This window comes from Bradyrhizobium sp. Pha-3, from assembly GCF_042258325.1.
GTDB lineage: Bacteria > Pseudomonadota > Alphaproteobacteria > Rhizobiales > Xanthobacteraceae > Bradyrhizobium > Bradyrhizobium elkanii.
The window spans coordinates 9,057,487-9,081,107 of the sequence record NZ_CP170151.1; the positions used below are offsets into that span (position 1 = coordinate 9,057,487).

At 64.6% G+C, this 23,621-nt stretch carries 16 protein-coding genes, 1 tRNA gene and 1 pseudogene; 7 read left to right on the forward strand and 11 right to left on the reverse strand.

Translation table 11 applies throughout. From position 1 onward, the window contains the following. Window positions 1-130: 130 nt before the first annotated feature. Window positions 131-943 carry an RMD1 family protein gene (locus ACE10X_RS43235; RefSeq protein ID WP_038387660.1) on the reverse strand — a complete coding sequence of 271 codons (813 nt, stop codon included), beginning with the start codon at window positions 941-943 and terminating at the stop codon, window positions 131-133. Between the two features lie 175 nt (window positions 944-1,118). Between ACE10X_RS43235 and ACE10X_RS43240 the strand changes: the two genes are divergently transcribed. Next, entirely contained in the window at window positions 1,119-1,787 is a 669-nt protein-coding gene (locus tag ACE10X_RS43240; protein WP_028341457.1) for an MBL fold metallo-hydrolase, read from the forward strand. Window positions 1,788-1,795: 8 nt separating this feature from the next. Here the strand turns inward: ACE10X_RS43240 and ACE10X_RS43245 are convergent, their stop codons facing one another. Further along, window positions 1,796-2,977, reverse strand: a complete 1,182-nt coding sequence (locus ACE10X_RS43245) for a PHB depolymerase family esterase (RefSeq protein WP_304557373.1) — start codon at window positions 2,975-2,977, stop codon at window positions 1,796-1,798. A 209-nt stretch (window positions 2,978-3,186) separates the two neighbouring features. Further along, on the reverse strand, window positions 3,187-4,593 hold the full coding sequence (locus tag ACE10X_RS43250; RefSeq protein ID WP_038387662.1) for an MFS transporter: 1,407 nt from the start codon (window positions 4,591-4,593) through the stop codon (window positions 3,187-3,189). A gap of 272 nt (window positions 4,594-4,865) precedes the next feature. On the opposite strand from ACE10X_RS43250, the gene ACE10X_RS43255 reads away from it, so the two are divergent. Continuing rightward, on the forward strand, window positions 4,866-6,107 hold the full coding sequence (locus tag ACE10X_RS43255; protein ID WP_028341454.1) for an LLM class flavin-dependent oxidoreductase: 1,242 nt from the start codon (window positions 4,866-4,868) through the stop codon (window positions 6,105-6,107). Between the two features lie 860 nt (window positions 6,108-6,967). Beyond that, window positions 6,968-7,366, forward strand: coding sequence for a hypothetical protein (locus ACE10X_RS43260; RefSeq protein ID WP_375763854.1), 399 nt, complete (start codon window positions 6,968-6,970; stop codon window positions 7,364-7,366). An 87-nt stretch (window positions 7,367-7,453) separates the two neighbouring features. On the opposite strand, the gene ACE10X_RS43265 is transcribed toward ACE10X_RS43260, so the two are convergent. Beyond that, window positions 7,454-8,296 carry an SDR family NAD(P)-dependent oxidoreductase gene (locus ACE10X_RS43265; protein ID WP_038387664.1) on the reverse strand — a complete coding sequence of 281 codons (843 nt, stop codon included), beginning with the start codon at window positions 8,294-8,296 and terminating at the stop codon, window positions 7,454-7,456. A 178-nt stretch (window positions 8,297-8,474) separates the two neighbouring features. Between ACE10X_RS43265 and ACE10X_RS43270 the strand changes: the two genes are divergently transcribed. Continuing rightward, window positions 8,475-9,437 (forward strand): sensor histidine kinase, encoded by a 963-nt coding sequence (locus ACE10X_RS43270; RefSeq protein ID WP_038387665.1) that lies wholly within the window; start codon window positions 8,475-8,477, stop codon window positions 9,435-9,437. 246 nt (window positions 9,438-9,683) lie between these two features. Next, window positions 9,684-11,414 carry an EAL domain-containing protein gene (locus ACE10X_RS43275; RefSeq protein WP_085970782.1) on the forward strand — a complete coding sequence of 577 codons (1,731 nt, stop codon included), beginning with the start codon at window positions 9,684-9,686 and terminating at the stop codon, window positions 11,412-11,414. Window positions 11,415-11,754: 340 nt separating this feature from the next. Here the strand turns inward: ACE10X_RS43275 and ACE10X_RS43280 are convergent, their stop codons facing one another. Beyond that, a complete protein-coding gene (locus ACE10X_RS43280) occupies window positions 11,755-12,393 on the reverse strand; it encodes a carboxymuconolactone decarboxylase family protein (RefSeq protein WP_038382517.1) in 639 nt (212 codons plus the stop codon). A gap of 219 nt (window positions 12,394-12,612) precedes the next feature. Between ACE10X_RS43280 and ACE10X_RS43285 the strand changes: the two genes are divergently transcribed. Next, on the forward strand, window positions 12,613-13,017 hold the full coding sequence (locus tag ACE10X_RS43285) for a YccF domain-containing protein (RefSeq protein ID WP_016843571.1): 405 nt from the start codon (window positions 12,613-12,615) through the stop codon (window positions 13,015-13,017). A gap of 21 nt (window positions 13,018-13,038) precedes the next feature. Here the strand turns inward: ACE10X_RS43285 and ACE10X_RS43290 are convergent, their stop codons facing one another. From ACE10X_RS43290 to ACE10X_RS43300, 3 genes and pseudogenes are all read right to left on the reverse strand, one after another. Next, entirely contained in the window at window positions 13,039-13,296 is a 258-nt protein-coding gene (locus tag ACE10X_RS43290) for a GCG_CRPN prefix-to-repeats domain-containing protein (protein ID WP_240536778.1), read from the reverse strand. A gap of 110 nt (window positions 13,297-13,406) precedes the next feature. Beyond that, entirely contained in the window at window positions 13,407-14,447 is a 1,041-nt protein-coding gene (locus ACE10X_RS43295; RefSeq protein ID WP_375763855.1) for an alpha/beta hydrolase, read from the reverse strand. Window positions 14,448-14,541: 94 nt separating this feature from the next. After that, window positions 14,542-15,617, reverse strand: a pseudogene (locus tag ACE10X_RS43300) (LLM class flavin-dependent oxidoreductase). Window positions 15,618-15,747: 130 nt separating this feature from the next. Between ACE10X_RS43300 and ACE10X_RS43305 the strand changes: the two are divergent. Beyond that, window positions 15,748-15,824: transfer RNA gene (locus ACE10X_RS43305), tRNA-Arg, on the forward strand. 55 nt (window positions 15,825-15,879) lie between these two features. Here ACE10X_RS43305 and ACE10X_RS43310 read toward each other — a convergent pair. The 3 genes from ACE10X_RS43310 to ACE10X_RS43320 form a co-directional block, all read right to left on the reverse strand. Continuing rightward, entirely contained in the window at window positions 15,880-16,200 is a 321-nt protein-coding gene (locus tag ACE10X_RS43310; protein WP_028341440.1) for a hypothetical protein, read from the reverse strand. 71 nt (window positions 16,201-16,271) lie between these two features. Continuing rightward, complete coding sequence (locus tag ACE10X_RS43315) at window positions 16,272-21,095, reverse strand: NAD-glutamate dehydrogenase (RefSeq protein ID WP_038382519.1); 4,824 nt, start codon at window positions 21,093-21,095, stop codon at window positions 16,272-16,274. A 374-nt stretch (window positions 21,096-21,469) separates the two neighbouring features. Continuing rightward, a complete protein-coding gene (locus tag ACE10X_RS43320; protein ID WP_304557375.1) occupies window positions 21,470-23,413 on the reverse strand; it encodes a sigma-54-dependent Fis family transcriptional regulator in 1,944 nt (647 codons plus the stop codon). Window positions 23,414-23,621 lie beyond the last annotated feature (208 nt).

The following is a 23,621-nucleotide window of genomic DNA, read 5'->3' on the forward strand; positions in this document are numbered from 1 at the left end:
GCACAATTCGGGACGGAAAGATGGCGCCGTAGCGCCGTAGCCCGGATGGAGCAAAGCGTAATCCGGGACCACTGGCACAATTGGCGAGATTCCCGGATTTCGCTTCGCTCCATCCGGGCTACAGGTAGACTTAGTGCCGGGCCATCGCCAGCTGATAGATGGTGATCAGCACCTCGAACAGGATCAGAAAGACGATGATCAGCTCGAGCCGCAACGAGCGGCTGGTGTCGATGATGTCGGTCAGCACCTGCGCGGTTTCGGCGACGACCGCGAGCTTGCGGTTCAGCGATTCCGCACGCTCCTTCAATTCATACTCGTCCTCGAGCCTGGCGTAGAGTCGCTCGAGCTGCGGCTTGTCCCAAAGGATATCGGGCTTCTCCGACACCTCGACCGGTCCGGCCACGCGATGCCGCACCAGCAGCGCGTTGCCGATGTGCTTGAGGATCGCAACGCGGCCGCCATGGACGCGGCCGCCCTTGGCGAGCTCACGTGCAAGCGGCTCGGTCGTGTCGAAGACCGCTCGGACCTCGCGCTCGTGCCGCGCCAGCACCACGCTTTTCGCCAACGCCTCGCCGACCAGGATCAGCCGCTCCGGCGAGAGGCCTTGCAGATAGATCGGGCCGCCCGGCGGAATCTGATCCTCCTTCTCGGCGGCGAGCTCGATGATTGCGATCTCCTCCTCGCGCCGCGTGAACAGGCCGGTCATGCGCGACTGCAGGCTGCGCAGGAATTCATCCTCCTCCAGCGCATTGAGGCCGATCAGGACGACGACGCCGTAGCGGAACAGAATCGCCACACCATTGTCATTGACGCGAAACGCCAGCGGCGTCGTGGCCAGCACGTCGCCGCGCTCGAGACCTGACGTGTTGATGCGGTCCGCGACGAAGAAGGCGCGCGCGGTGGTCCGGGGTCCGCCGATCGGTGATTTGGGAGCCTGGGTCATGAAGTTCCGGACTACGAGGACTTGAATCGTGATCGAGAGCAGCCGCGTACCGGCCTGCTCACGAACTTGTTCTGCTGGAGGCGACCTTATCACGGTCCGTTTTGGGATCACACGCCGAGGCAGCCGCATTTCCGGTGCGTGTTGACGGCGTTTGCCGGAAGCCTATGGTGCCCTCATGAACGAGACAACCGACACCAAACCGAAGGCCGGCGCGATCATCGTGCCGGTGACGCTGTTCGAGCAGAACTGCACCATCATCTGGCACGAGCCGACCAAGAAGGCCGTGGTGATCGACCCCGGCGGCGACGTGGCGAAGATCCAGGCCGCGATCAAGCAGACCGGCGTGACGGTCGAGAAGATCTGGCTGACCCACGGTCATATCGACCATGTCGGCGGCGCCGCCGAATTGCGCGATGCGCTGCAGGTCAAGATCGAGGGCCCGCATATCGCCGACAAATATCTGCTCGACAATGTCGTCTCGAGCGGCGAACGCTTCGGCATGACCGGGGTACGCAATTTCGGACCAGACCGCTGGCTCGATGAGGGGGATCAGGTCTCGATCGGCGATCTCACCTTCGACATCCTGCACTGCCCCGGCCATTCACCGGGCAGCGTGGTGTTCTTCAACAAGGAGCTGCGCTTCGCCCATGTCGGCGACGTCCTGTTCGCCGGCTCGGTCGGGCGCACCGACCTGCCCGGCGGCAGCCATCCGACGCTGATCCAGTCGATCAAGGACAAGCTGCTGCCGCTCGGCGACGATGTCGGCTTCATCTGCGGCCACGGCGCCGGATCGAGCATCGGCCAGGAGCGGATGACGAACCCGTTCCTGACCGGCGAGATGTAGCTACTTCATCAGCCCTTACTCATCAGCCCCGCGGCGGTGAGCGCCCGCGTGATGGCGCCGCCGACATCGACACCCTTGCTCCGTCGCTTGCGCGGCCGGTCGCTCTTGCGGTCGGATGCCACCTCCGGCTCGGCCGCGGGCACCGGTACCGTCATCGACACCGTGTTGGCGCGCTCGCGCGGGATTCCGGTCGGCGCGATATGCGGCTGACGGACCTTGTCGGTCAGGCCGAAGAAGCTCGCGATGTGATAGGACGAGGAGATCCCGGCCTCGATCAGGAACGCGCCCTCCACGCCATAGCGCTCGTCATTGTCAGCAAGCCCGAGCGGCGTGCCATGCGCCATGTCGGCGATGGTGTAGGACTCGACCAGCGTTTCGCCGTCGGCGTTCCACCACACCTCGCGCGGATGGCCGTCGACATCCGCCTTCGACATCGCAGCAAGCGGCAGGCCGTGCACGTCGAGCCACTGCCGCACGATCGCATCGGCATTGCCCGGGTGCACGGTGCGGTCGGCGCTGCCGTGCCACACCGAGATCTTCGGCCAGGCGCCGCCATGCGTCGAGGCGTTGCGGACGAGACCGCCGAGCTCGGGCGCGGACAGCGCGCTGCCATGCATCATCGCGTGCAGCGCTTCGCGCAGATCGGTGGCGACGCCGAACGGCAGGCCGGCGATGATGGCGCCGGCCGCGAACACATCCGGATAGGTCGTGAGCATGACCGACGCCATCGCGCCGCCGGCGGACAGTCCCGTCACATAGATGCGGCGCGGGTCGATCTCGTGCGTGCCGACCAGATGCGCGATCATCTGCCTGATCGACGCGGCCTCGCCCTGCCCGCGCGCGATGTCCTGCGGATTGAACCAGTTGAAGCAGGTGTTGCCATTGTTGGCCGCCTGCTGCTCCGGCATCAGCAGCGCAAAGCCGTAATGCGCCGCAAGCGCCGACCAGCCGGCACCGAGATCGTACGACGCGGCGGTCTGGCCGCAGCCATGCAAGACCACGACGAGCGCGGGCGACCGCGCCAGCTGCGCGGGCACGAACGAGAACATTTTCAGATCGCCGGGGTTGACGCCGAATTCGGTCGTCTCGACGAGCGGCGTCGGCACGGCCGGCGCGAGTGCGCCAAGGCCGCTGAACGCGTTCATCTTCGGCAGATGACGCAGAAATTCGACGTTGTTGATCAGGGACAACAGCAACTCCTGAGGTGATTTAGTCTTCTGTGTCACCCGATCAGATAATTGCTGCACCGCAAAATGAAAAGGCCGTATGCTGTCTTTCCCTGCGGAATTGTGAGAATCGGCGTTAACGCGTGATCGCGCCGCGGGCTGCGTGAAATGGTTGCCTTAGCACCTTGTCGAGCATGAATTTTTTGAAAGGAACGCACCACATGCGCGCGGATTCATGCGCTCGCACGGCGCATCCATGACAGAAATGCGGCTGAAATGGTGATCGACAGCACAAACAATGCGCATGCCGCAAACAGCGCCAGACGTGCTGACATCGTGCTCTCGATTGCGAAGAAGACGGCGCCGATCGCGGCAACGCCGCCCGCGTTGCCGATCTGCGTCGTCGTGCCGTACATGCCGGAGCCGGCACCGGCGCTGGCGGGCTGCACGCTCGCGAGCACCGCGCTCGACAATGGCGCCATGACAAGCCCCTGGCCGTAGCCGAAGATCATCAGCACCAGTGCGAGCAGCAGTGCCGACGGTGCCGCGACCGCCTCAATTGTCGCGACCAGCACGGCGAGACCGACGATCTGCAACGCACAGCCCTCGATCAGCACCAGCGTGCCGCGATGCCTGGCGCGCACGCCGCTGTGACGCGAGGCAACCACGAAGGTCAGCGCCAGCGGCACGAACACCAGCCCGGCCTCCAGCGGCGGAATCTGCAAGCCCTTCTGCATGAACATGGTCATGATGAGGTAGAAGGACAGGTTGGCGAAGAAGAAGAAAAACACCGCGACCAGCCCGCGCATGAAGGCGCGATCCGACAGCAGCGACAGATCGATCAGCGGCATGCCGCCGCGGCGCGCGACGGACCGCTCGAGCCGCACGAAGGCCGCGATCACAGCGATGCCCGCTGCCATCACCAGCCACACCCATGCCGTCCAGTTAAGATCATGGCCGAACAGCAGCGGACCGATCAGGCACAGCAGGCCCGCGAACAGCACGATCGCGCCCGGGATATCGAGTCGCGTGCCGGCGCGGCGCGGCACTGTCGGCATGATCTTCAGCGCCGCGGCGATGATGACGACGCCGCACGGCACATTGACGAAGAACACCGCGCGCCAGCCAAGCCCGGCGAGGTCGAGCGTCACCAGCACGCCGCCGAGCATGAAGCCGGCGGCGCCCGCGAGCCCCAGCACGATGCCGTAGATGCCGAACGCCCGCGCGCGGGCGGCGTCTGAGAACAGCAGATGCAGCGTCGCCAGCACCTGCGGCACCATCAGCGCCGCGGTTGCGCCCTGCGCGAGCCGCGCGACGATGAGCTCGGGCCCGGACTGCGCGAGACCGCACCACAGCGAGGTCACCGAGAATCCGGCGACGCCAGCGATGAACACGTTCCTCGTGCCGTGGATGTCGCCAAGCCGGCCGCCGGTGACCACCAGGGTGGCATAGGCGATCAGGTAGATCGCGATCACGGCCTCGATCTGCGCCGGCGTCGCGTGCAGCTCCGCCGCGATCGTCGGGATCGCGACGTTGACGATGAAGGCATCGACACCGAACATGAATTGCGCCGACACCACGATCGCCAGCACCCACCAGCGGCGGGATGTGTCCGCTCGCGCCGAAACGATCTGGTGCATGTCCTGTCCTGCCCGAAATGACGTTATGCCGGACATCAGCAGATTCCGGTCATCGCTTCGATTACCTGCGAGGTAAGCCCGGGATCACAGACGCCCGAGCCCCGGCTGCCAATTTGCGTTGACGCGCTGGGAAACATTCCGGAGGGCGGCAATCGCCGCCGATTTGCGCAACAACCATGCGACCGCCGCAACCCCCGAGCATTGCCTTGCCCCGGGCCACCCCGTAGGTTGGTGGAAAGCCCCCGATAACAATAGTCCGGAGAGAACGACCCATGGCGCGCCTCAAGTTCGGAGCCTTCCTCGCCCCGCATCACCCGATCGGCGAGCATCCGATGCTGCAATTCCGCCGCGACCTCGATTTCGTCGAGCAGCTCGACGCGCTCGGTTACGACGAATTCTGGTGCGGCGAGCACCACTCCTCGGGCTGGGAGACCATCGCCTCGCCGGAAATGTTTCTGGCCGCCGCCGGCGAGCGCACCAAGCGCATCAAGCTCGGCACCGGCGTGATCTCGCTGCCCTATCACCACCCCTTCAACGTCGCGCAGCGCATGGTGCAGCTCGACCATATGACCGGCGGCCGCGCCATCTTCGGCTCCGGCCCCGGTGCGCTCGCCTCCGACGCCCATACGCTCGGCATCGACCCGATGACCCAGCGCGACCGCCAGGATGAGGCAATTTCGGTGATCCGCCGCCTGTTCAACGGCGAGCGCGTCACCGCCAAGACCGACTGGTTCGAGATGCACGACGCCGCGTTGCAGATCCTGCCGCTGCAGGAGGACATGCCGTTCGTGGTGGCCTCGCAGATCTCGCCGTCGGGCATGACGCTCGCCGGCAAATACGGCATCGGCATCATCTCGCTCGGCTCGATGTCGACCCAGGGCCTGATGGCGCTGCCGCAGCAATGGCAGTTCGCCGAGGACGCCGCCAAGAAGGCCGGCACCACCGTGAGCCGGTCCAACTGGCGCGTGCTGCTGTCCTGGCACATCGCCGAGACCCGCGAGCAGGCGCGGCGCGAGGCCGGCGCCGGGCTGATGCGCTGGCACAACGAATATAATGTCGGCACCCTGATGCGGCCGGGCCTGACGGCGTTCTCCTCGCCGGATGAGGCCGTCGACAAGACCGCCTTCGTCGAAGGCGCCGCGTCCACCATCGGCACGCCGGATGATCTGATCAAGATGATCAAGAATCTGGTCGATGTCTCCGGCGGCGTCGGTTCGATCATCGGCTTCGCGCACGACTGGGCCAATCCGGAAAACACCCGCCGCAGCTGGGACATGGTCGCGCGCTATGTCGTGCCCGAGATCAACGGCTATATCGACGGCCTGCGCAAGTCGCGCCAGTTCCTGATCGACAATCGCGCCGTGTTCGAACGCGCCGGCCAGGCCGTGATGGCCAAGATCATGCAGAACGACAAGGCCGCCGCCGCGCTTCAACAAACCGGCCCCGGCCGCGTCGCGATCCCCGCGGTGAATGCACCGGATCTTGCGAAGGCAGCGGCCAAGCAGAAGGTGTGATTTACGACCCTTCCTGGAGGAAGAAAGAACGCCAGCTCGCGCCACATCCACCGCTGTCGTCCCGGCGCAGGCCGGGACCCATATGCCGCGGCGGATGTTGTGAACGGGACTCGTCGTTCCACCATTGGGCAACAATCACCATTCGTGGTTATGGGTCCCTGCTTTCGCAGGGACGACAGCGAGTGTGTTGCGCGGCCCGTGAATCGTGAGTTCGCATTCTCGCGACACGATTCGTCCGAGCTTTGCTCTTCGTTCCGCCGTCTGTGTCGTAGAGGGCGCAGGGAAAGCCGGGTGCCGATCGCACCCATGGGCCCCGAGCAATGGGTAGTAAGCTCGGGGGTAGGACCACAGGTGTAACCGGAGCAATCCGGCTTTCCCTGCACGATGGGCTACGGCTTATACGTGCTCTCCCCGGCGAGACTGGGCTTTTTTGTCACCGCCGTCGCAAAACGCGCTTTCGCGTTCTGCAACAGGACACCTACCGCTAGGGCGTCAGGCCTGCACGACTTCGCCGTCCGCCTCATACGCACTCGTCAGTTGCGCAATCAGCGTCCACCGCATCCCACGCCGCGTTCGTGACGATCGCGAAGCGCCCCTCGATCGGGTGAGACGGGCGGAATTGAACATCTGATTTGCCCGACGACGGAAGCGCTAATTTGCCCGTCGGGTTAATTTGCCGCACCTGATGCCAGCGAAGCCGGCTTGCGTCGCTTTGTGACCCTTCGCGACCAGCAGCTTCAACAGCTGCGCCGTCACTACGATATTCGGAGAATCTCATCGACGGTTGCGGTGACCGACCTCGTTGTTTCGATCTCGTAGTGAGCAGACTTCCGTAACAGAGGCTCGATGGTCGAGGTCAGATGGCAAACCTTGTTCCGCTCCTCCGCGATTTGTCCGTAGCCGCCGGATCGCATCGCGAGCCGCGCCATGATTGTTGCGACAAGAGCCGAGAGAAGGACTATGACATCGATCATGGAAAAAAGTCGGCGCATATTCTCGGCACAACCGCTAATGAACAACGTACCGTCTCCTGGCTTGGACAGGAGCACGCGAACGCGATCTTCTCGCTAGACCCAGTCCTTTCCTTGCGTTGGCGTCAGGGTGTCTGCGGGATCTGTGTCGACCCATTGAGACCACTCGGGCGTGTCAAGGTCGTAAGCCTGATGACCTCGCGCAACCAGCTCTTCGACCGCGGACGATTTCCCCGTTCCAGACATGCCCGTGATCAAGACGCGCTTCATGCATTTTCCTCGCCCTGAAGGAATCTGCCGTGCACGTTATGGATTGCTTCCGCCTTCGCCAATGCTTCTGCGGACAAATCGCGTCGCTCGCAATGACGGATGCTGCTACCCCGCCCCCTGATCGAACGCCTTGCGCAGCGCGACGTAGCCCGCCTGCTGCTGGCTCCAGTTGCGGCCGCCGGTGATGGCGCCGTCGATCACGAGGTCATGGCCGTTGATGAAGCTCGACTCGTCGCTCGCCAGGAACACCGCGGCATGCGCGATGTCGTCGGGCAGGCCGGCGCGCGGGATCGGCTGTGCCGCCTTGTAGACCTCGCGCATCACGGCCGCGGTCTTCTCGGCCGCTTCCGTCGACAACCCGAGCGCCTTGCCGAAAATGCCGGTGGCGATCGCACCGGGCGAGATCGAGTTGACGCGGATGCCGGACTCGCCGAGCTCCATCGCCACGCATTTGGTGAAATGGATGACCGCGGCCTTCGCGGCGCCGTAGACCATCGACGAGGAGAAGCCGGCGAGCCGTCCGGCGATGCTGCCATTGTTGATGATGCTGCCGGAGCCCTGTTTGCGCATGTAGGGCGCGGCATGCTTCATGCCGAGCATGACGCTGCGCACCAGCGTCGCCATCGCGGCGTCGAACCGCTCGACGTCGAGACCTTCGATGCCCCCGGTCTGCGCCGGGCCGCCGGCATTGTTGAACAGGCAGTCGATCCGGCCGAACTTCTCGACCGCAAGCGCGATCAGCGCCTGCATCTGTTCCTCGACCGTGACGTCGGTCTGACGAAACACGCAAGCCTCGCCGAGCTGTTGCGCCAGTGCCTCGCCCTCCGGCGCGCGACGCCCGGCGATCACGACCTTCGCGCCCTCCGCGACAAAGATCTCCGCCGTGCGTAGCCCGATGCCGCTGGTCGCCCCTGTGATCACCGCGACCTTGCCGTCCAGCCGTCCCATGTCAGTCCCTCAACTTACGTATGATGTTGCGGATATTCCCCAGCTCCTGCTGCCAATACAAGCACTTGCACGCCGCCACGCTCGCAAGGTCCGCCTGTGGCTATAAGGCCACAACTGCGGTTTTTCGGTCGCAGCGGCCTTATTTTGGGTCGCCTGTTCACGTGAACTGGAACGAGCAATGGCGAAATGGATCGATGATTTCAGGGCGTGTTGGCGGGGCGATGTCCAGCCGTCGGTGCGGCTTGCGGTCGCCTTCGCGGTGCTTTGTCTCGTTTTGGCCACGGCCGCGCGCTTCGGGCTCGCCCAGATCCGGCCGGACGTGTTCTTCACGCCCTATTTCCCGGCGGTGTTCTTTGCCACCGCCCTTGGCGGTTTCCGGATCGGGATCGCAACCGCGCTGGCGAGCGGGCTGCTCGGCGTGGTGCTCAATTTCAGCGGTTCGCACGCCGATCCGGCGCGCTTTGCGCTGTTGATGATCTTCTGGGTTGTGTGCGGCATCGCGATCTGGGGCGTGGAGCACTACCGTTCCCTGGTCGCTCAGCAGCGCGAAGTTTCCAAACGGCTGATCGAGGAAGAGCAGTACCGCAAGGTCGTGGTCGACGAATTGCAGCATCGGCTGAAGAACAAGTCCTCGACCATTCACGCCGTGCTGCATCAGGCGCTGCAGGACCGGCCCGATGTCTGGCAGCGCATCGACCATCGCATCCGCGCGCTCTCGGCGACCGACGATCTGATCGCGCGGGTCGACGGCTATGGCTGCGATATCAAGGATTTGCTACGCTCGGAACTCGGGCCCTACGGCCACGTGCGGTTCAACCTTAATGGCGAGCAGCTGTTCCTGCCCGCCAAGCTCGCCGTCTCGCTGGCGCTGATCTTCCATGAGCTCGCAACCAACGCCGGAAAGTACGGCGCCTTCTCCTCGCCGCGCGGATTTTTACAGGTGTCATGGACGGTCGACGACGGACGTCTCAACGTGATTTGGGACGAGACCGAAGGACCGGTAGTCGAGGCGATCGGCGAAGCCGGCTTCGGCACCAAGCTGCTCAAGTCGGCGCTGCGGCCGTTCGACGGCAAGACCGAGATCAGTTACCTGAAGACCGGTGTTCACTGCACCATGCAGTGCAAGCTTCCGAGCTGTTGATAAGTCGTCATTCCGGCACAGCCGCACGTGTTGGTGCAACCGCGCGCGCCGCAATCGCTTTCACCAGCGGCCGAAGCCGACATTGATACTCTGTTAATGACGATTGCCGCGACGGCTTGCGAAAGCCGTCGCGGTCTCATTCTGTCACGGCATTTCGCAGGTCCGCTTAACCAAAACTACAACGGACTTTGCCAAGGTCGGCGCATGCACAGTCTCACCAGACACGATTTTCAGACGGGCGCGGCAGTGACCGGCCAAGACGATATTTCCAGCAATGAATTACGTATCCTGCGCGACCTTCTCCAACTGCTGCCGGCGGGCGTAACCGTTCAGGATGAGCAGGGCGAGCTCATCCTGGTGAATGAAGCAGCCGCGAGCCAGCTGCAGCTGGCGGCCAGCGCGAGCCAGCCGTCCCCGGTCGACGAGCGCCACGCCGCCAACCTCGACCTGCTGCGCAGCGGCCGTCCGGTGGTGCTCGAGGAAGTGCTCTCCTGCGGCGCCTCCAAATACGTGTTCCTGACCTCGCACCGGCCGGTCCGGATCGCCGGTCGCAATCTCCTGATCTCGACCTCGACCGACATCAGCGAGCAGAAGGCGTTCGAGGACCAGCTGTTCCGCTCGGCCTATTACGACGAGCTGACCGGCCTGCCGACCCGCCGGGTGATCGAGCACCGCGTCAGCGGCCTGATCCGCGACGATTCGCAAAACCATTTCGCGCTTGCCTTCCTCGACGTCGACAACTTCAAGCACATCAACGACTATTACGGCCACGCGATCGGCGATGCGCTGCTCGTTGAACTGTCGAAGCGGCTCGGCCACGCGCTGCGCGAAACCGATATCCTGTCGCGCATCTCCGGCGACGAATTCCTGCTGCTGCTCAACCCGATCAGCGGCAATGACGAAGTCGCCGAATTCATCCAGGTCATGCAGGAGCGGCTGAAGGCGCCGTTCTTCATCGAGGAATCCGAGATCTTCGCCTCGACCTCGATCGGCGTCAGCCTCTATCCGATGCATGGCCGGAGCTACGAGGCGCTGCGCCAGAACGCCGACATCGCGATGTACCGCGTCAAGAACAACGGCAAGGGCTCGACCGCGTTCTTCGACAACAGCATGGAGCGCGAGGCGCTGGCGCGGATGAAGATCGAGCAGTCGCTGCGGCTGGCGATCCTGGAAAAGCGCTTCTGCTGCGCGTTCCAGGCCAAGGTCGATATCCGCACCCAGGAGGTGAAGGGCATCGAGGCGCTGGTGCGGCTGCGCGACGACGAGGGCGTGATCCAGGCGCCGGGCACCTTCATCAATCTCGCGGTCGAGCTCGGCCTGATCGACGAGCTGACGTTCCTGGTGCTGGCGGAGATCGTCAAGTCGATCGACCTGATCAACGACACGTTCGGCCCGATGGCGACGATCAGCATCAATGTCGCCGCCAAGCAGGCCTCGAACCTCGAATTCATGCGCCGGTTCGCGCGCGCGATCGAGGAGACCGGCTTCCCGAAACGCTTCATGATCGAGGTGACCGAAGACGCGTTCGTGACGCGGTCGCATTTTCAGGACCAGATCCTGCCGATCCTGCGCGGCATCGGCGTCGGCATCTCGATCGACGATTTCGGCATCGGCTATTCGTCGCTGTCGGCGCTCGCCGACATCACCGCCGACGAGATCAAGATCGATCGCTCCTTCATCACCGACATCCATCAGCGGCCGCGCAGCCAGGGCATTCTGCGCGCGATCGAATCGCTGAGCGAGGCGCTCGGCATGACCGTGATCGCCGAGGGCATCGAGTCCTACGAGGAGCTCACCTATCTGCAGGCGGCGACCAAGATTCGCTATGCCCAGGGCTATTACTTCGCCAAGCCGATCTTCCTCGAGGATTTGAAGCCGGCGACGCCGGTCGCCAGCGAAACGCGCGCCAGCATGGCCGCGCGCCCGGCACTGGAAGGCCGCCAGGCCTATTCGCGCGCCAGCGGTTTCCGGCGGTAGGGGCGCGACGTGACTGCGCTCCCTCTCCCGCTTGCGGGCAGGGCTATCGCATAGGCCCCTTGGCGACCGCGCAAGTGCTTGGCCTCGTGGTTCGAGACGCGCCGCAAGCGGCGCTCCTCACCATGAGGGTCTACTATTGTGCCGCAAAACAAGACCTCATCCTGAGGAGCCCGCCGAAGGCGGGCGTCTCGAAGGATGGCCACGAGGGCACCGCCACCAAATGCGATAGCCCTGCGCTTGCGGGGGAGGGTTGGGCCGGGATCTAACCGCGAATCGTTCTGTAGAGAAAGCCCCACCCGCAAGCGGGAGAGGTAGGAGAGCGAGACGGCTGCAGATGCGGCTACTTCTCCAGCACCGCCAATGGCTGCACGCCGTTGTTGGCGGGGCCGGCCTGCATTGCGATCAGCGTCATCGAGACCATGTCGTAGTAGCCCATGATGCCGATGATATCCATGATGCCGCGCTCGCCGAATTTCTCCAGCGCGGCCTTGTAGACGGCGTCGCTGACCTTCCTGTCGCGATAGAGCGCGACGCCGAGATCGTACAGCGCGGCCTCGTCGTCCTTCATGCTCTCGGGCCGCGTGCCCTTGGCGATCGCATCCGCGATCTTCGGATCGAGCCCGCCCTTCATCGCCAGCGGATAGTGCGCGGACCATTCATATTGCGCGGTCCAGTGCCGCGCCGTGATCAGGATCGCCATTTCGCTGAGCCGCGCCGGCAGCGAGGTATTCCAGCGCAGATACTCCGACAGGTTCGACAGCTTCGGCGCCAGATCGGGATTGCGGATATAGGCGCGGTAGGGCGGCGCGGTGAATTTGGCATTGCGCGGCGGCGCGCTGATCATGTCGGCCCAGGCCTTTTGCGCCGGTGACAGCTCCTCCGCCTTCAGCGGCGCGAAGCGCACGGTATCCTCGGCCCGCACGGCCGACACCGACAATGCCAGCGCCGCCAGAATCCCTGCTCCGAATATTGTTCTCATTGTTGTTCTCCCTTTTCGGTGCAGGCGTCGTTGCGCCCTGCCCGGTCGCGCGAGATTAGTGGCCGTCGCGATGGATGCAATGAGGTGCGAGCTGTCGTTCAGCGCCGGCCGCCGGTGAAGCGCCTCGTCACGGCAGGCGCGCGCTTAGGCCACACCTACCGCAGCGCCGGGCAGCGGCGTATATAAAGAATAGTCCCAAGCGGCGCGAAGGTGTCAGCCATGCAGCCTGTGTCTATCCTCCTGAACATCCTCTGGATCCTGATCGGCGGCGCGTGGATGGCGTTCGGCTGGCTGGTCGCCGCCGTGATCATGGCTGTGACCATTATCGGGCTGCCCTGGGCGCGCGCCGCCTTCAACATCGCCGTCTACACGCTGCTGCCGTTCGGCTCGCGTGCGGTGCGCCGCGATGAGGTGACGGGCACGTCCGACATCGGCACCGGACCGCTCGGGGTGATCGGCAACCTGATCTGGTTCATCCTGGCCGGCTGGTGGCTCGCGATCGGCCATGTGATCACCGCGATCCTGCTGGCGGTGACCATCATCGGCATCCCGTTCGCCTGGGCGCATCTCAAGCTTGCCGGCATCGCGCTGTGGCCGATCGGCAAGGTGATCGTGCCGGCGTGACGCTGGCCTGGCCGTCTGCGGCTAGAGCCAATCCTTCGTCGTCTGCGAACAGGCCTGGAGGTCGCGCCGCCAGATGAAGCCACCGCCGCCACACGGGGGGCGAGCGCGCGAGGTGGCGGGGCACTCGTTCCTGACCCGCGCGCCGGTGCCCCAGCCGTCGATCACGCAGGCACCTCGCGAGGTCCTGTGGCAACCGTCGCCGCATCCCTCTGCGGCGTTGGCCGGGGTCAAGCCGAGGAAGGCACCGGCTGTCAGAAGCGTGATCAAGCCTGCTCTCATGATGTTCTCCATCGAGCTGTCGGTCGTGATGCTCCATTCGCGACACGAGCGTAGGCGATCTCGGTGCCGCTTGCCACCGAATCCGCGCACAAATTCCGGTGTCGGGGGGCTCAGCGCGCCGCTTCGCAGCCGGGGATGTCGAACACCGCGGTCAGGCCGCAGGGCGAGTTGAGCATCTTGCCGCCGGCATGACCGACGCCGGGCACATCCCACACGCTGTGGTTTGGCGCGCCGCCGGCGCGGGCCTGCATCACGGCGGCATAGGAATGCCCGCGCGCGTAACGGTACGGCCCTTCGGCCTCCGCCATGCAGGATTTGTCGAGCGCGGGATGATTGGGGTTGGTGTCGAGCGTTCCGAGCAGATAGATCACGCGGCGCGCGACATAGGCCTGCTCCAGCGCAGCCGGCGAAGGCTCGGCAAGATAGGGCGGGCGGTTGTCCATGCCGAACTTCCAGCTGTTATAGCCATGGCAGGTCGCCGCGATCGCGGGCTCCGGCCGCTCCTTGGTGAAATAGGCGTAGGAGGACGGATTGGCGACCACATAGCGCACGCCGATACCCTGGCGCAGCAGCACCTGGTCGCCCTTCACCGCGATCGCATAGCGCTGCACCACCTGGCCGCCGCCGGAATGACCGAACACGACGACCTGCTGCAGGTTCGGAAACAGCTTGCGGTCGCCGAGCTTCGCCAGGATGGCGTCGAGCGCCTGGAACGAACTCGCCGGGCTCGGTGCGACCGCGGGCTCGCCGCCCTGCCAGCCATAGAGGCTCCAGCGCAAGGTCTCCGGCGGCAGCTTGAGTGCCTCGACATCCGATGCGATCAGGAATTGCCGCGCGATCATCAGCGCATGCTCGCCAGCATCGCCCGCTGCGGCCTGCGCGCTCAGCGCCGCGCGAAAATAGTCGTCGGCATTGCGCAGCACGCCGTGTAGCACAAGCACGGCGCGCGTGACATCGGGAAGCGGATTGGACCAGTCGGCCGAGAGGTAGAGCGGAAAGCTCGCATTGCCGACGGCAATCCGCGCATTGGCGATCTCCTTGACCGGCTTCAGGTCGCGCTCGGTCTGTGCCTGCGTCGCGGACGCTGTGGGTACGTGCGCCGCCGTCACGACGAGCAATGCCGCGGCCGCAAGCCAGGCGCGGTGATGCATGGTTCGACTCCGTTGCTGCCGCGGGCTCGGCAGGATCATGGCGCGTCAGGCGCAGATTCACCCGTGAATTTTCGGAAAGCTTCCGGATCGCGCCTCAGGCGACGAGGCGCCCATGATTGTTGGCCGCGAGGATCGGGCGGATCAGGCGACCGAACCGCTCGGCCTCCTCGTCATGCAGATAGCCGGACAGGCAGAAGGAGTGGCAGCCGGCGTCGATGAACTGCTGCAAGGTGGCGGCGCATTGCGCGGGGTCGCCCACCACGGCGATGCCGGCGCCGGGCCGCACCTTGGTGATGCCGGTCCACAGATGCGGCATCAACAGATCGCCGTAGTCGCGCGCGAGCTGCTGCACGCGCTGGTTGGCCTCCGAGCGATTGTAGAGCGTCTTCATCTCCTGCTGCCGCTCGGTGGCGTGGCGCACCAGCTGGTCGGCCGCATCCCAGGCATCCGCCTCGTTCTCGCGGCAGATCACCTGCAGCCGCATGCCGAAGCCGATCGCATCCTCGCGGTCATGCGCTGCGCCATCCGCCGGATCTCGGCGATATTCTCCGCGATGCGCTCCGGCAGGTCGCCCCAGAACAGATGAACGTCGGAATGCTTCGCGGACACCTCCCAGGCCTGCCGCGAGCCGCCGCCGAGATAGAATTTTGGAAACGGCTGCTGCAGCGGACGCGGCCTGATATGCGCGCCGGAGATGGTGTGAAACTTGCCCTCGAAATGCACCGGGCCGCGCGTCGTCCATAGCGCTTTCAGGATCGAGACCTCCTCCTCCATCAGCGCGTAGCGCTCTTCCTTGGGCTGACGCACGCCCTCGGCCTCGACCTCGCTCTCGTTCTGGCCGGCGATCAGATTGATGCAGATTCGCCCGCCCGACATCTGGTCGAAGGTCGAGATCATCTTTGCCATCAGCACCGGGTTGATATAGCCGGGCCTTGCTGCGATCAGCGGCTTGATCCGGCTCGAGCGCGCCGCCATGAAGGCGCCCGTGATCCAGGCCTCCCAGCACACCGAGCCGACCGGGATCAGGAGATATTCGAAGCCGGCGTCCTCGGCGGCCGCGACCACGCGCTCGCAGAGTTCCGGCGAGCCGGCGATCTGCGCCTCCATCAGCCCATAGGCCGTGGTGTCGCCATGCGTGGGCAGATACCAGCCGAATTCCAGCGGACGCATGGGCAAACTCCCTCGAAAGACGGCCTTTTTCCGCGGCCTGTCATATTGTCGGGAGCCAGTTTACAGCCCTTAACCGGCCGGACAACGCCGTTGCCGACAGGGAGCCAATCAGCTAAATGAACCCCTGCACGCACCCGTAGCTCAGCTGGATAGAGCGTTGCCCTCCGAAGGCAAAGGTCACACGTTCGAATCGTGTCGGGTGCGCCATTTCCGCTTCGTTTGCCGCCGGTCAATTGTGGCCTTTGCCGCGCTTCCCGCGGCTTTAAGGGATTCTTGCCACAACGTTGGGCCGGTTTTTCTCGAGCCAGGCGACGGCCTCGGGTCCATCGACGACACACTCGAAGGTTTCCCAGGTTGGGTCCTCCAGAGATTCCAGTTGCAGTCGCTTCGCTGCATACTCAACGAGGTCGTGCAGGCGTTCGTATCCTTGTCTGTGCTCGAGGGAATCTGCAATCGCAGTGCTGGTCCATCCTCGATGGGCCAAATCGATAATACTCGGAGCGTCAGCCTCGCTGAACCACGGTGTGGCATCGAACTCGATGCAGCGAACATTGTCGGCGGTATGACAGGTGGCGTGGATCATTGGATTCCTCCGTTTGCCGGCTAACTACCTGCGCCAGCCTTGCGCTTCCCACATCGCTGCCTCGCACGCCCTCAGGCCTTGACCAGGTCCCCCAGCAGGTTCGCCGCCACCGTCAGCTTGGCGAGGGTCAGGCCACTGGCAGCGATCTCCTCGACCGAGCGGCGGATACGCGTCGCCTCGGGGTGAGCCGCGAGCCAGGTCTCGACGGCCTGCTGGCCAGACTGGCCGGTTGCCAGCATATCGGCGGCCAGTCTCCTTTCGGCGCCGGCGATCTGCTCGACGGCGCGATCGATGGCCATGCGTTCGAAATAATCGTTGGCCGGCACACTGCGTGCGGCGGCGATGATGCGGTCGAGACGGAAATTGGCCTCGGCGGCGTAGAAGGTCGCGGCGGCATCGCCGATGGGGCGCGTGGTGCGCTCGGCAACCGTCACGATGTCGGGAGCCGAGACCAATGCGTCAAGATCGGCGAGCTCGCCGGCGAGGCCGGCCGGGACACCGGCGTCGGCGAGTTCCTGCCGCCGCTTGACGCGCGCGGCTTGCAAGTCCGGCGGCAAGGCAGTGTCGAGCCCGGCAACGATCTGGCGGATCGCCGGACCGAAGCGCGCGACGACGGCCTCCAGCCCGTCCTTGAAATCGACATTGCGCACGTACCAGACCATGCGGGAGAGCAGGAGGTCCTGCACCGAAGCGTAGAGGGACAGCTGCAGCTGCCCGTCGATGCAGGCGTCGAGCGCGTCGATGGCGTCATTGAGCCACTTCAGGCCGAAGCATTCATCGACCGCCACATAGGCCATGACGATGGTCGGGATATCGGCGTCGGTCTCGTCGATCAGGCGCACGACGCAGGCCGGGCCGCCGCGATTGATCACCGCATTGGCGAGACTGGTCGCGATGATCTCCCGCCGCAGGCGATGCAAGCCGGCCGCGGTCGGGAATTTGTCCTGAACCTCGCGTGGAAAATACTGGGATAGTTCGCGCGCAAGATAGGGGTCATCGGGCACGCTGGTGACGAGCAGGTCATCGTAGAGGGTCAGCTTGGCGTAGGCGAGCAGCACGGCAAGCTCGGGCCGCGCGAGCGACTGGCCGCGCCGTGTGCGCTCGGTGAGCGCGGCGTCGTCGGGCAGGAACTCCACAGCGCGGCTGAGCAAGCCGCGCTGTTCGAGCGACTGCATCAGGCGGGTGAGGAAGCCGGTCTCGGCCACACCCTTGCGCTCGGCCAGCGAGAGCGCCAGCGTCTGCAGATAGTTGTTGCGCAGCACCAGCGCGCCGACCTCGTCGGTCATCGCGGCAAGCAGGCTGTTGCGGTCGGTGGGACTGAGGCGCCCCTCGCGCTCGGGGCGTGCCAGCGCGATCTTGATGTTGACCTCGACGTCGGACGTGTTCACGCCGGCCGAATTGTCGATGGCGTCGGTGTTAAGCTTGACGCCCTTCTGCGCCGCTTCGATGCGGCCGCGCTGGGTAACGCCGAGGTTGGCCCCTTCGCCGATCACCCGGGCGCGCACGTCGCCACCGGCGATGCGGATCGGATCGTTGGCGCGGTCTCCGACCTGATCGTCGCTTTCCCCGGAGGAGCGGACATAGGTGCCGATGCCGCCAAACCACAACAGGTCCGCGCGAGCCTTCAGGATCGCCGTCATCACCTCGAAAGGCGTGGCTTGCGGCTTGTCGAGATCGAGCAGCGTGCGCACTTCCGGCGCAAGCGGGATCGCCTTGAGCGAGCGCGAGAACACGCCGCCGCCCTGCGAGATCAGCGACTTGTCATAGTCCTGCCAGCTCGATCGCGGCAGATCGAACAGGCGCTTGCGCTCGGCGAAGCTGGTCGATGGATCGGGCGAAGGATCGATGAAGATGTCGCGATGATCGAAAGCCGCCACAAGCCTTGTCGCCGGCGAGAGCAGCATGCCATTGCCGAAAACGTCGCCCGACATGTCGCCGACGCCGACCGCGGTGAACGGCATGGTCTGAATGTCGGTGCCGAGCTCGCGGAAGTGGCGCTTGACCGCCGCCCAGGCGCCGCGCGCCGTGATCCCCATCTTCTTGTGGTCGTAACCCTGGCTGCCGCCGGATGCGAAGGCATCGCCGAGCCAATGGTTCTTCTCGGCCGAAATCGCGTTGGCGACGTCGGAGAAGGTGGCGGTGCCCTTGTCGGCGGCAACGACGAGGTAGGGGTCGTCGCCGTCGTGGCGCACGGTGGATTCGGGCGGCACGACGATGTCGCCGTCGAGATTGTCGGTGAGTTCGAGCAGCGAGCGAACGAAGATGCGATAGCTTTCGGTACCCTCCGCCAGCCAGGCGTCGCGCTTGGAAGGCGGCGGCAGGCGCTTGGGCACGAAGCCGCCCTTGGCACCGACCGGCACGATCACGGCGTTCTTGACCTGCTGCGCTTTCACCAGGCCGAGGATCTCGGTGCGGAAATCCTGCGGCCGGTCAGACCAGCGCAAGCCACCGCGCGCAACCTTGCCGAAGCGCAGGTGAATCCCTTCGACGCGAGGGGAATAGACGAAGATCTCGTAGAGCGGGCGTGGAGCGGGTAAGTCGTCGATCCGGCGCGCCTCGAACTTGAAGGAGATCACCGGACGCGGATGTCCATCCTCGCCGATCTGCCACAGATTGGTTCGAACGGTAGCCTGCACCAGATTGGTGAAGCGGCGCAGGATGCGGTCTTCATCGAGCGAGGCGACGGATTTGAGCTGTTCCTCGATCTCGGCAAGCAAAGCCGCCTCGCGCGCCGCGCGCTCGGCGTCCGTCAAGGCGAGGCGCGGATCGAGGCGGGTCTGGAACATCGCGACCAGGCTGGCCGTGATCGCGGCGTTCTTGCGCACGGTCTCCCACATGTAATCCTGGGTGAACGGAGCGCGGATCTGGTGCAAATAACGCGACAGCGCCCGGATGGTCGAGACTTCCCGCCAGCTTAGGGCGGTGCGCAGGATCAGGCCGTTATATCCGTCGGATTCGGCGCGATCGGTCACCACCGCCATGATCGAGGCTTCCAGGCGATGGCTGAATTCCGGGTTGATCTCGATGGGCTGGCCGTCGCTGGTCTCGATCGTCATGTCGTGCAGCCAGACCGGCGCAGGCCTGGTACCGGGCACGATCTGATAGGTGCGTTCATTGACCACGCGCAGGCCGTGATTTTCGATCACCGGCACGCGGTAGGACAACGACAGCGGTACGGCGTCCGAAAACACCTTAAGGCCGAAGCGCCTCGGATCGTCGCCTTCGATGCGGTAAACCGAAATCGTTACCGGGCGGGCCGGCGTCAGCTTTTCGACGGTCGTGATATCGGCGATCGCCTGTTCCGCGCTGAACACCTCGGTATAGCCGCCGCTGAAGGCCTGGGCATATCGGTTGGTGAGCATGCGCGCCCGCATGCCATCGGTCGACGCGGTGAGCGCGGCCTTCAGCTTGTCGGCCCAGGTCGCGGCAATGGCGCTGATCCCGGCTTCGAGCAGGGCGCGGTCGACGACAGGCGTTTTGCCTTCGTAGCGTCCGATGATGAAGTGGACGCGCGCAAGCGCCCCTTCAGGGAATGATACGTAGGAGGCGGAGAGCTTCCCTTTGTAGGCCTGCGCCAAAAAGGCTCCGACGCGCGTGCGGACGTCGGTGTCGTATTTGTCGCGCGGAATGAAGGTGAGGATGGAGACAAAGCGATCGAACTTGTCGACCCGCGGCAGCGCCCGGACGCGCGGACGCTCGTAGAGGATCAGGATCTCGATGACGAAGTTGTAGAGCGTGTCGACGTCGATCTGGAACAGCTCATCGCGCGGATAATCTTCGAGAATATGCATCAGCGCCTTGCCGGAATGGCCGTTCGGGTCGAAGCCCGCGCGCTGCAGCACCCGCGAAACCTTGTGGCGGACATAAGGGATCTGCCGTACCGAGCGAGTATAGGCGCCCGAGGTGAAAAGGCCGACGACGCGCAATTCGCCTTCGAGCCGGCCGTCGGGCGAGTAGAGTTTGATGCCCACATAATCCATCCGGGTGCGGCGATGGACGCGGCTGGAGACATTGGCCTTGATGACGATCAGCAGGGTCGGCTCGTGCATGAACTCGCGGATTTCCGGCGTCATCACCACCATTTCGCTGCCGCGGCGCAGGACCTTCACGTCCGGATCGCGCAGGATCCCGAGGCCTTCGCCGGTTGTAATATCGTCCGACGCGTCGCTGTCGGGCGAGAAGCGATATTTGCGCACGCCGAGGAAAGTGAAATTGTCCGCGCAGAGCCATTGCAGGAACTGGTTGGCTTCGGCGAGTTCGTCGATCGGCAGCGGCGGCGGATTGGAAGAGAACGTCTTGATCGCTTCCTCGACGCTGTCACGCATGACGCGCCAGTCGGCAACGCAGGCGCGGACATTGTTCAACGTCCTGGTCAGGCCGTCGATCAGCTTTTGGCGATCGGAATCCGCATCCAGGCGGGTGATGTGGAGATGAATCAGGCTTTCGCGCGCGCCCTTTGCTCCCTCCGGCAGTGCTTCCCCGTAGAATCGCAGCAGCTTGCCCCCTTCATCGCGCTCCACGGCGATGATCGGGTGAGCGACCAGGGTGACCTCGAGGCCCTGCTCGGCGAGCTCCGCCATGGTGGAATCGAACAGGAAAGGCATGTTGTCGTTGAGAATTTCGAGCACGGAAATCTCGCGCCCGTTCGGCAACGTCGGATTGACGACGCGGATATCGGCGCTGCCGGCCGTGCGCCGCTGCACGTGCTCCCAGGCCTGCTCCGCCAGGAGGGCAAGCGAGGCGGCATCGTAATTGGCGAGATCCTCGATATTGGTGTAGCCGAACAAGGGCTCGGCAAAGGCCCTGGGGCTCTTGCCCGCTGGCACGCTGCCCGCTGCATCGCGGATCAGGGCTGCCCGGGCCTTGTCGTCACGCCACGCCATAATGTCCTCCATTTGCCGTGCCGTCCGATCGCAGCCGCGACCATCCGCTTGATTCTGGAGTGCATCTCTTCGTGCGTCGCGATCGAATGCTACGCGAAATCCTAGCTTCGACGGCTGCGGACGACAATACTACGATCCCGCAGCGAACGGCGCACGCTGTCGTGAGGCGTGCTGAATTTTCGCTTGCGACAGCGGCTGGGCCGAAGTCGGCGGCGACGGCGGTTGAACACCTCGGGGCGGGAAAAATCACGTGCAATTTCAATTATGTATGAGTTCGTTGTTTTGTTCTGAATGGTGCACCGATTTTCCACCATTCAGCCAGCCACCGTTCGGCAGGGACATCTTATCTGACCAGGGCGGTCAGCGACGGCGGGCAGCGCCTGCGGTCAGGTCAGGTCTTTCGGCATCGTGATGCCAAAGCGGAGAATCTGGCGATGGATGGTCGAGCGATCGACGCCGCGTTCGCGTGCCACCCGCGAGACGTTCCAGCGATTGTTGCGCAACGCCGTCAGTAGCGCATCGGCTTGCCGTGACGTTGCCGCTCCGCCTCGTACCGGCTTTCCGGAGCTGTCCTCACGCAAGGGCTGAGCGATCCGGTCCGGCAGATCGGCAAGATCGATCGTGCCGTCGTTCGACAGCGCGCAGCCATGATCGAGCGCGTTGATCAGCTCGCGGATATTGCCAGGCCATTGGTACTTGAGCAGCGCGCCCCGCGCGCTTGCCGTCAGCGCATAGTTGGCCTTGTGCTCCATCGAAAGCCGATGCAGGGATTGATCGATCAGCCACTCGATATCGGTGCGCTGACGCAGCGGAGGCAGCGCAAGCACCGCGCCGTTGAGGCGGAAATAGAGATCCTCGCGGAATTGCCCCGCCTTCACCAGCGCGACGAGGTCGCGATGGGTGGCAGCGATGACGCGGACATTGAGCGGGACCGGCCGGGTGCGGCCGACCGGTGTCACCTCGCGTTCGGCCAGCACGCGCAACAGGCGCGTCTGCGACGAGATCGGCATGTCGCCGATCTCGTCGAGGAACAGGGTGCCGCCGTCGGCCTCGAGCACGAGACCCTTCTTGCCCTTGGCCGCCGCACCGGTGAAGGCGCCCGCCTCGTGGCCAAACAGCTCGCTCTCGATCAGGCTTTCCGGCAGCGCGGCACAGTTGACCGCGACGAAAGGTCTGCCTGCCCGCGCACTGACCGAATGCAGCGCCTTCGTCAGGTGCTCCTTGCCGGTGCCGGTTTCGCCGGTGATGAGCAAGCCCATCTGGGTATTGATGAGCTTGGCGGCGCGCGTCACCACATGATGCATGGCGGGATCGCCGCGGAACAGGTTGCGCAGCGGCGCCGGAAGCGCCGACTCGCTGCGGGAGGGGGCCGGCACCGCCAGCTTGTTCGGGGGCGGCAAGGTCTGCGCGAACAGCGTCGCGCCGCTGTTGGCAAGCCGCAGCGTGCGCTGACCGGTGGGGCGCGAATGGGCGAAGCGCGGCAGATCGTCGATGGTGCATTCGAAGATGTCGGACACGCCGAAGCCGTCGGCCCGCAGGCGAAGGTCCGGACGCTTGGCCAGTTCGCGGGCGAGCAGCTGCCTTGCGCGATTGTTGAAGCCGATGATGTGGCCGCTGCTGTCGACGGCCATCACATAATCCGGATCGACATCGGCGAATTCCGCGGAGCCGGACAGCTTGATGATCCATTCCTGCCGGAAACGGTTCAGCAGGTTCGCATTCTCGATCTTGTGAGCGAACGACTTGACCAGTTGCAGCGCCAGGAACTGGCTGGCCTTCGGTTCCGGCGAGCGCAGCGCGGAAATATCCAGCACCGCGGCGAGCTTGCCGCTGGGATCGAAGACCGGCGCGGCCGTGCAGGTCAGCGGAATATGGGTGGCGTCGAAATGGTCGGATTGGTGCACCGTCAGGGCTTCTTCGGTGGCGATGCAGGTGCCGACCGCGCAAGTGCCGGCATGGGGCTCGTTCCAGTCGGCGCCGAGATAAAGGCCGGCCTTGCGAAGCGTGTTGTTGAATGTCGGGTCGCCGATGAAATCCACCGTGATGCCCCTGGCATCGGTGAGCAGCAGGACGTAGCCGAGTCCGGCGATCTGGCGATACAGCATCTCGACGCCGAAGCGCGCGGTGTGGAGGAATTCGTCCATGGCGTCGCGGTGCTCACGCAGCCGCCCGGATGTCACGATATGAGCGTCGCGCAGCACCAACGGATCAAGCTTGTGTTCGGAGACGCATCGTACCCACGACTGATGGATGATTGCATCACGCGCGCTGGTCTGGCCGACCGCAACGCGAACCAGCTCGTCGATGTGCGCAGCCCGCTCCGTCGTCACGGCTGATGCTCCTGGATGTTTCCCCGCACGTTGTTGCGTCAAGTGTCACTCGGATTGTGCCGCCGATCAAGTTTGTTGCGTGCAACACCTGTTGCATGTCGCAACAAGTGAGGCGGCCTGGCGCCGGCAGTTAACGCGAGGAAATGCCGAGCGTTTTTCGAGATGCGCCGCAGTGGCATGAGGCTTGCTGACATGGTGGTCGAGGCAA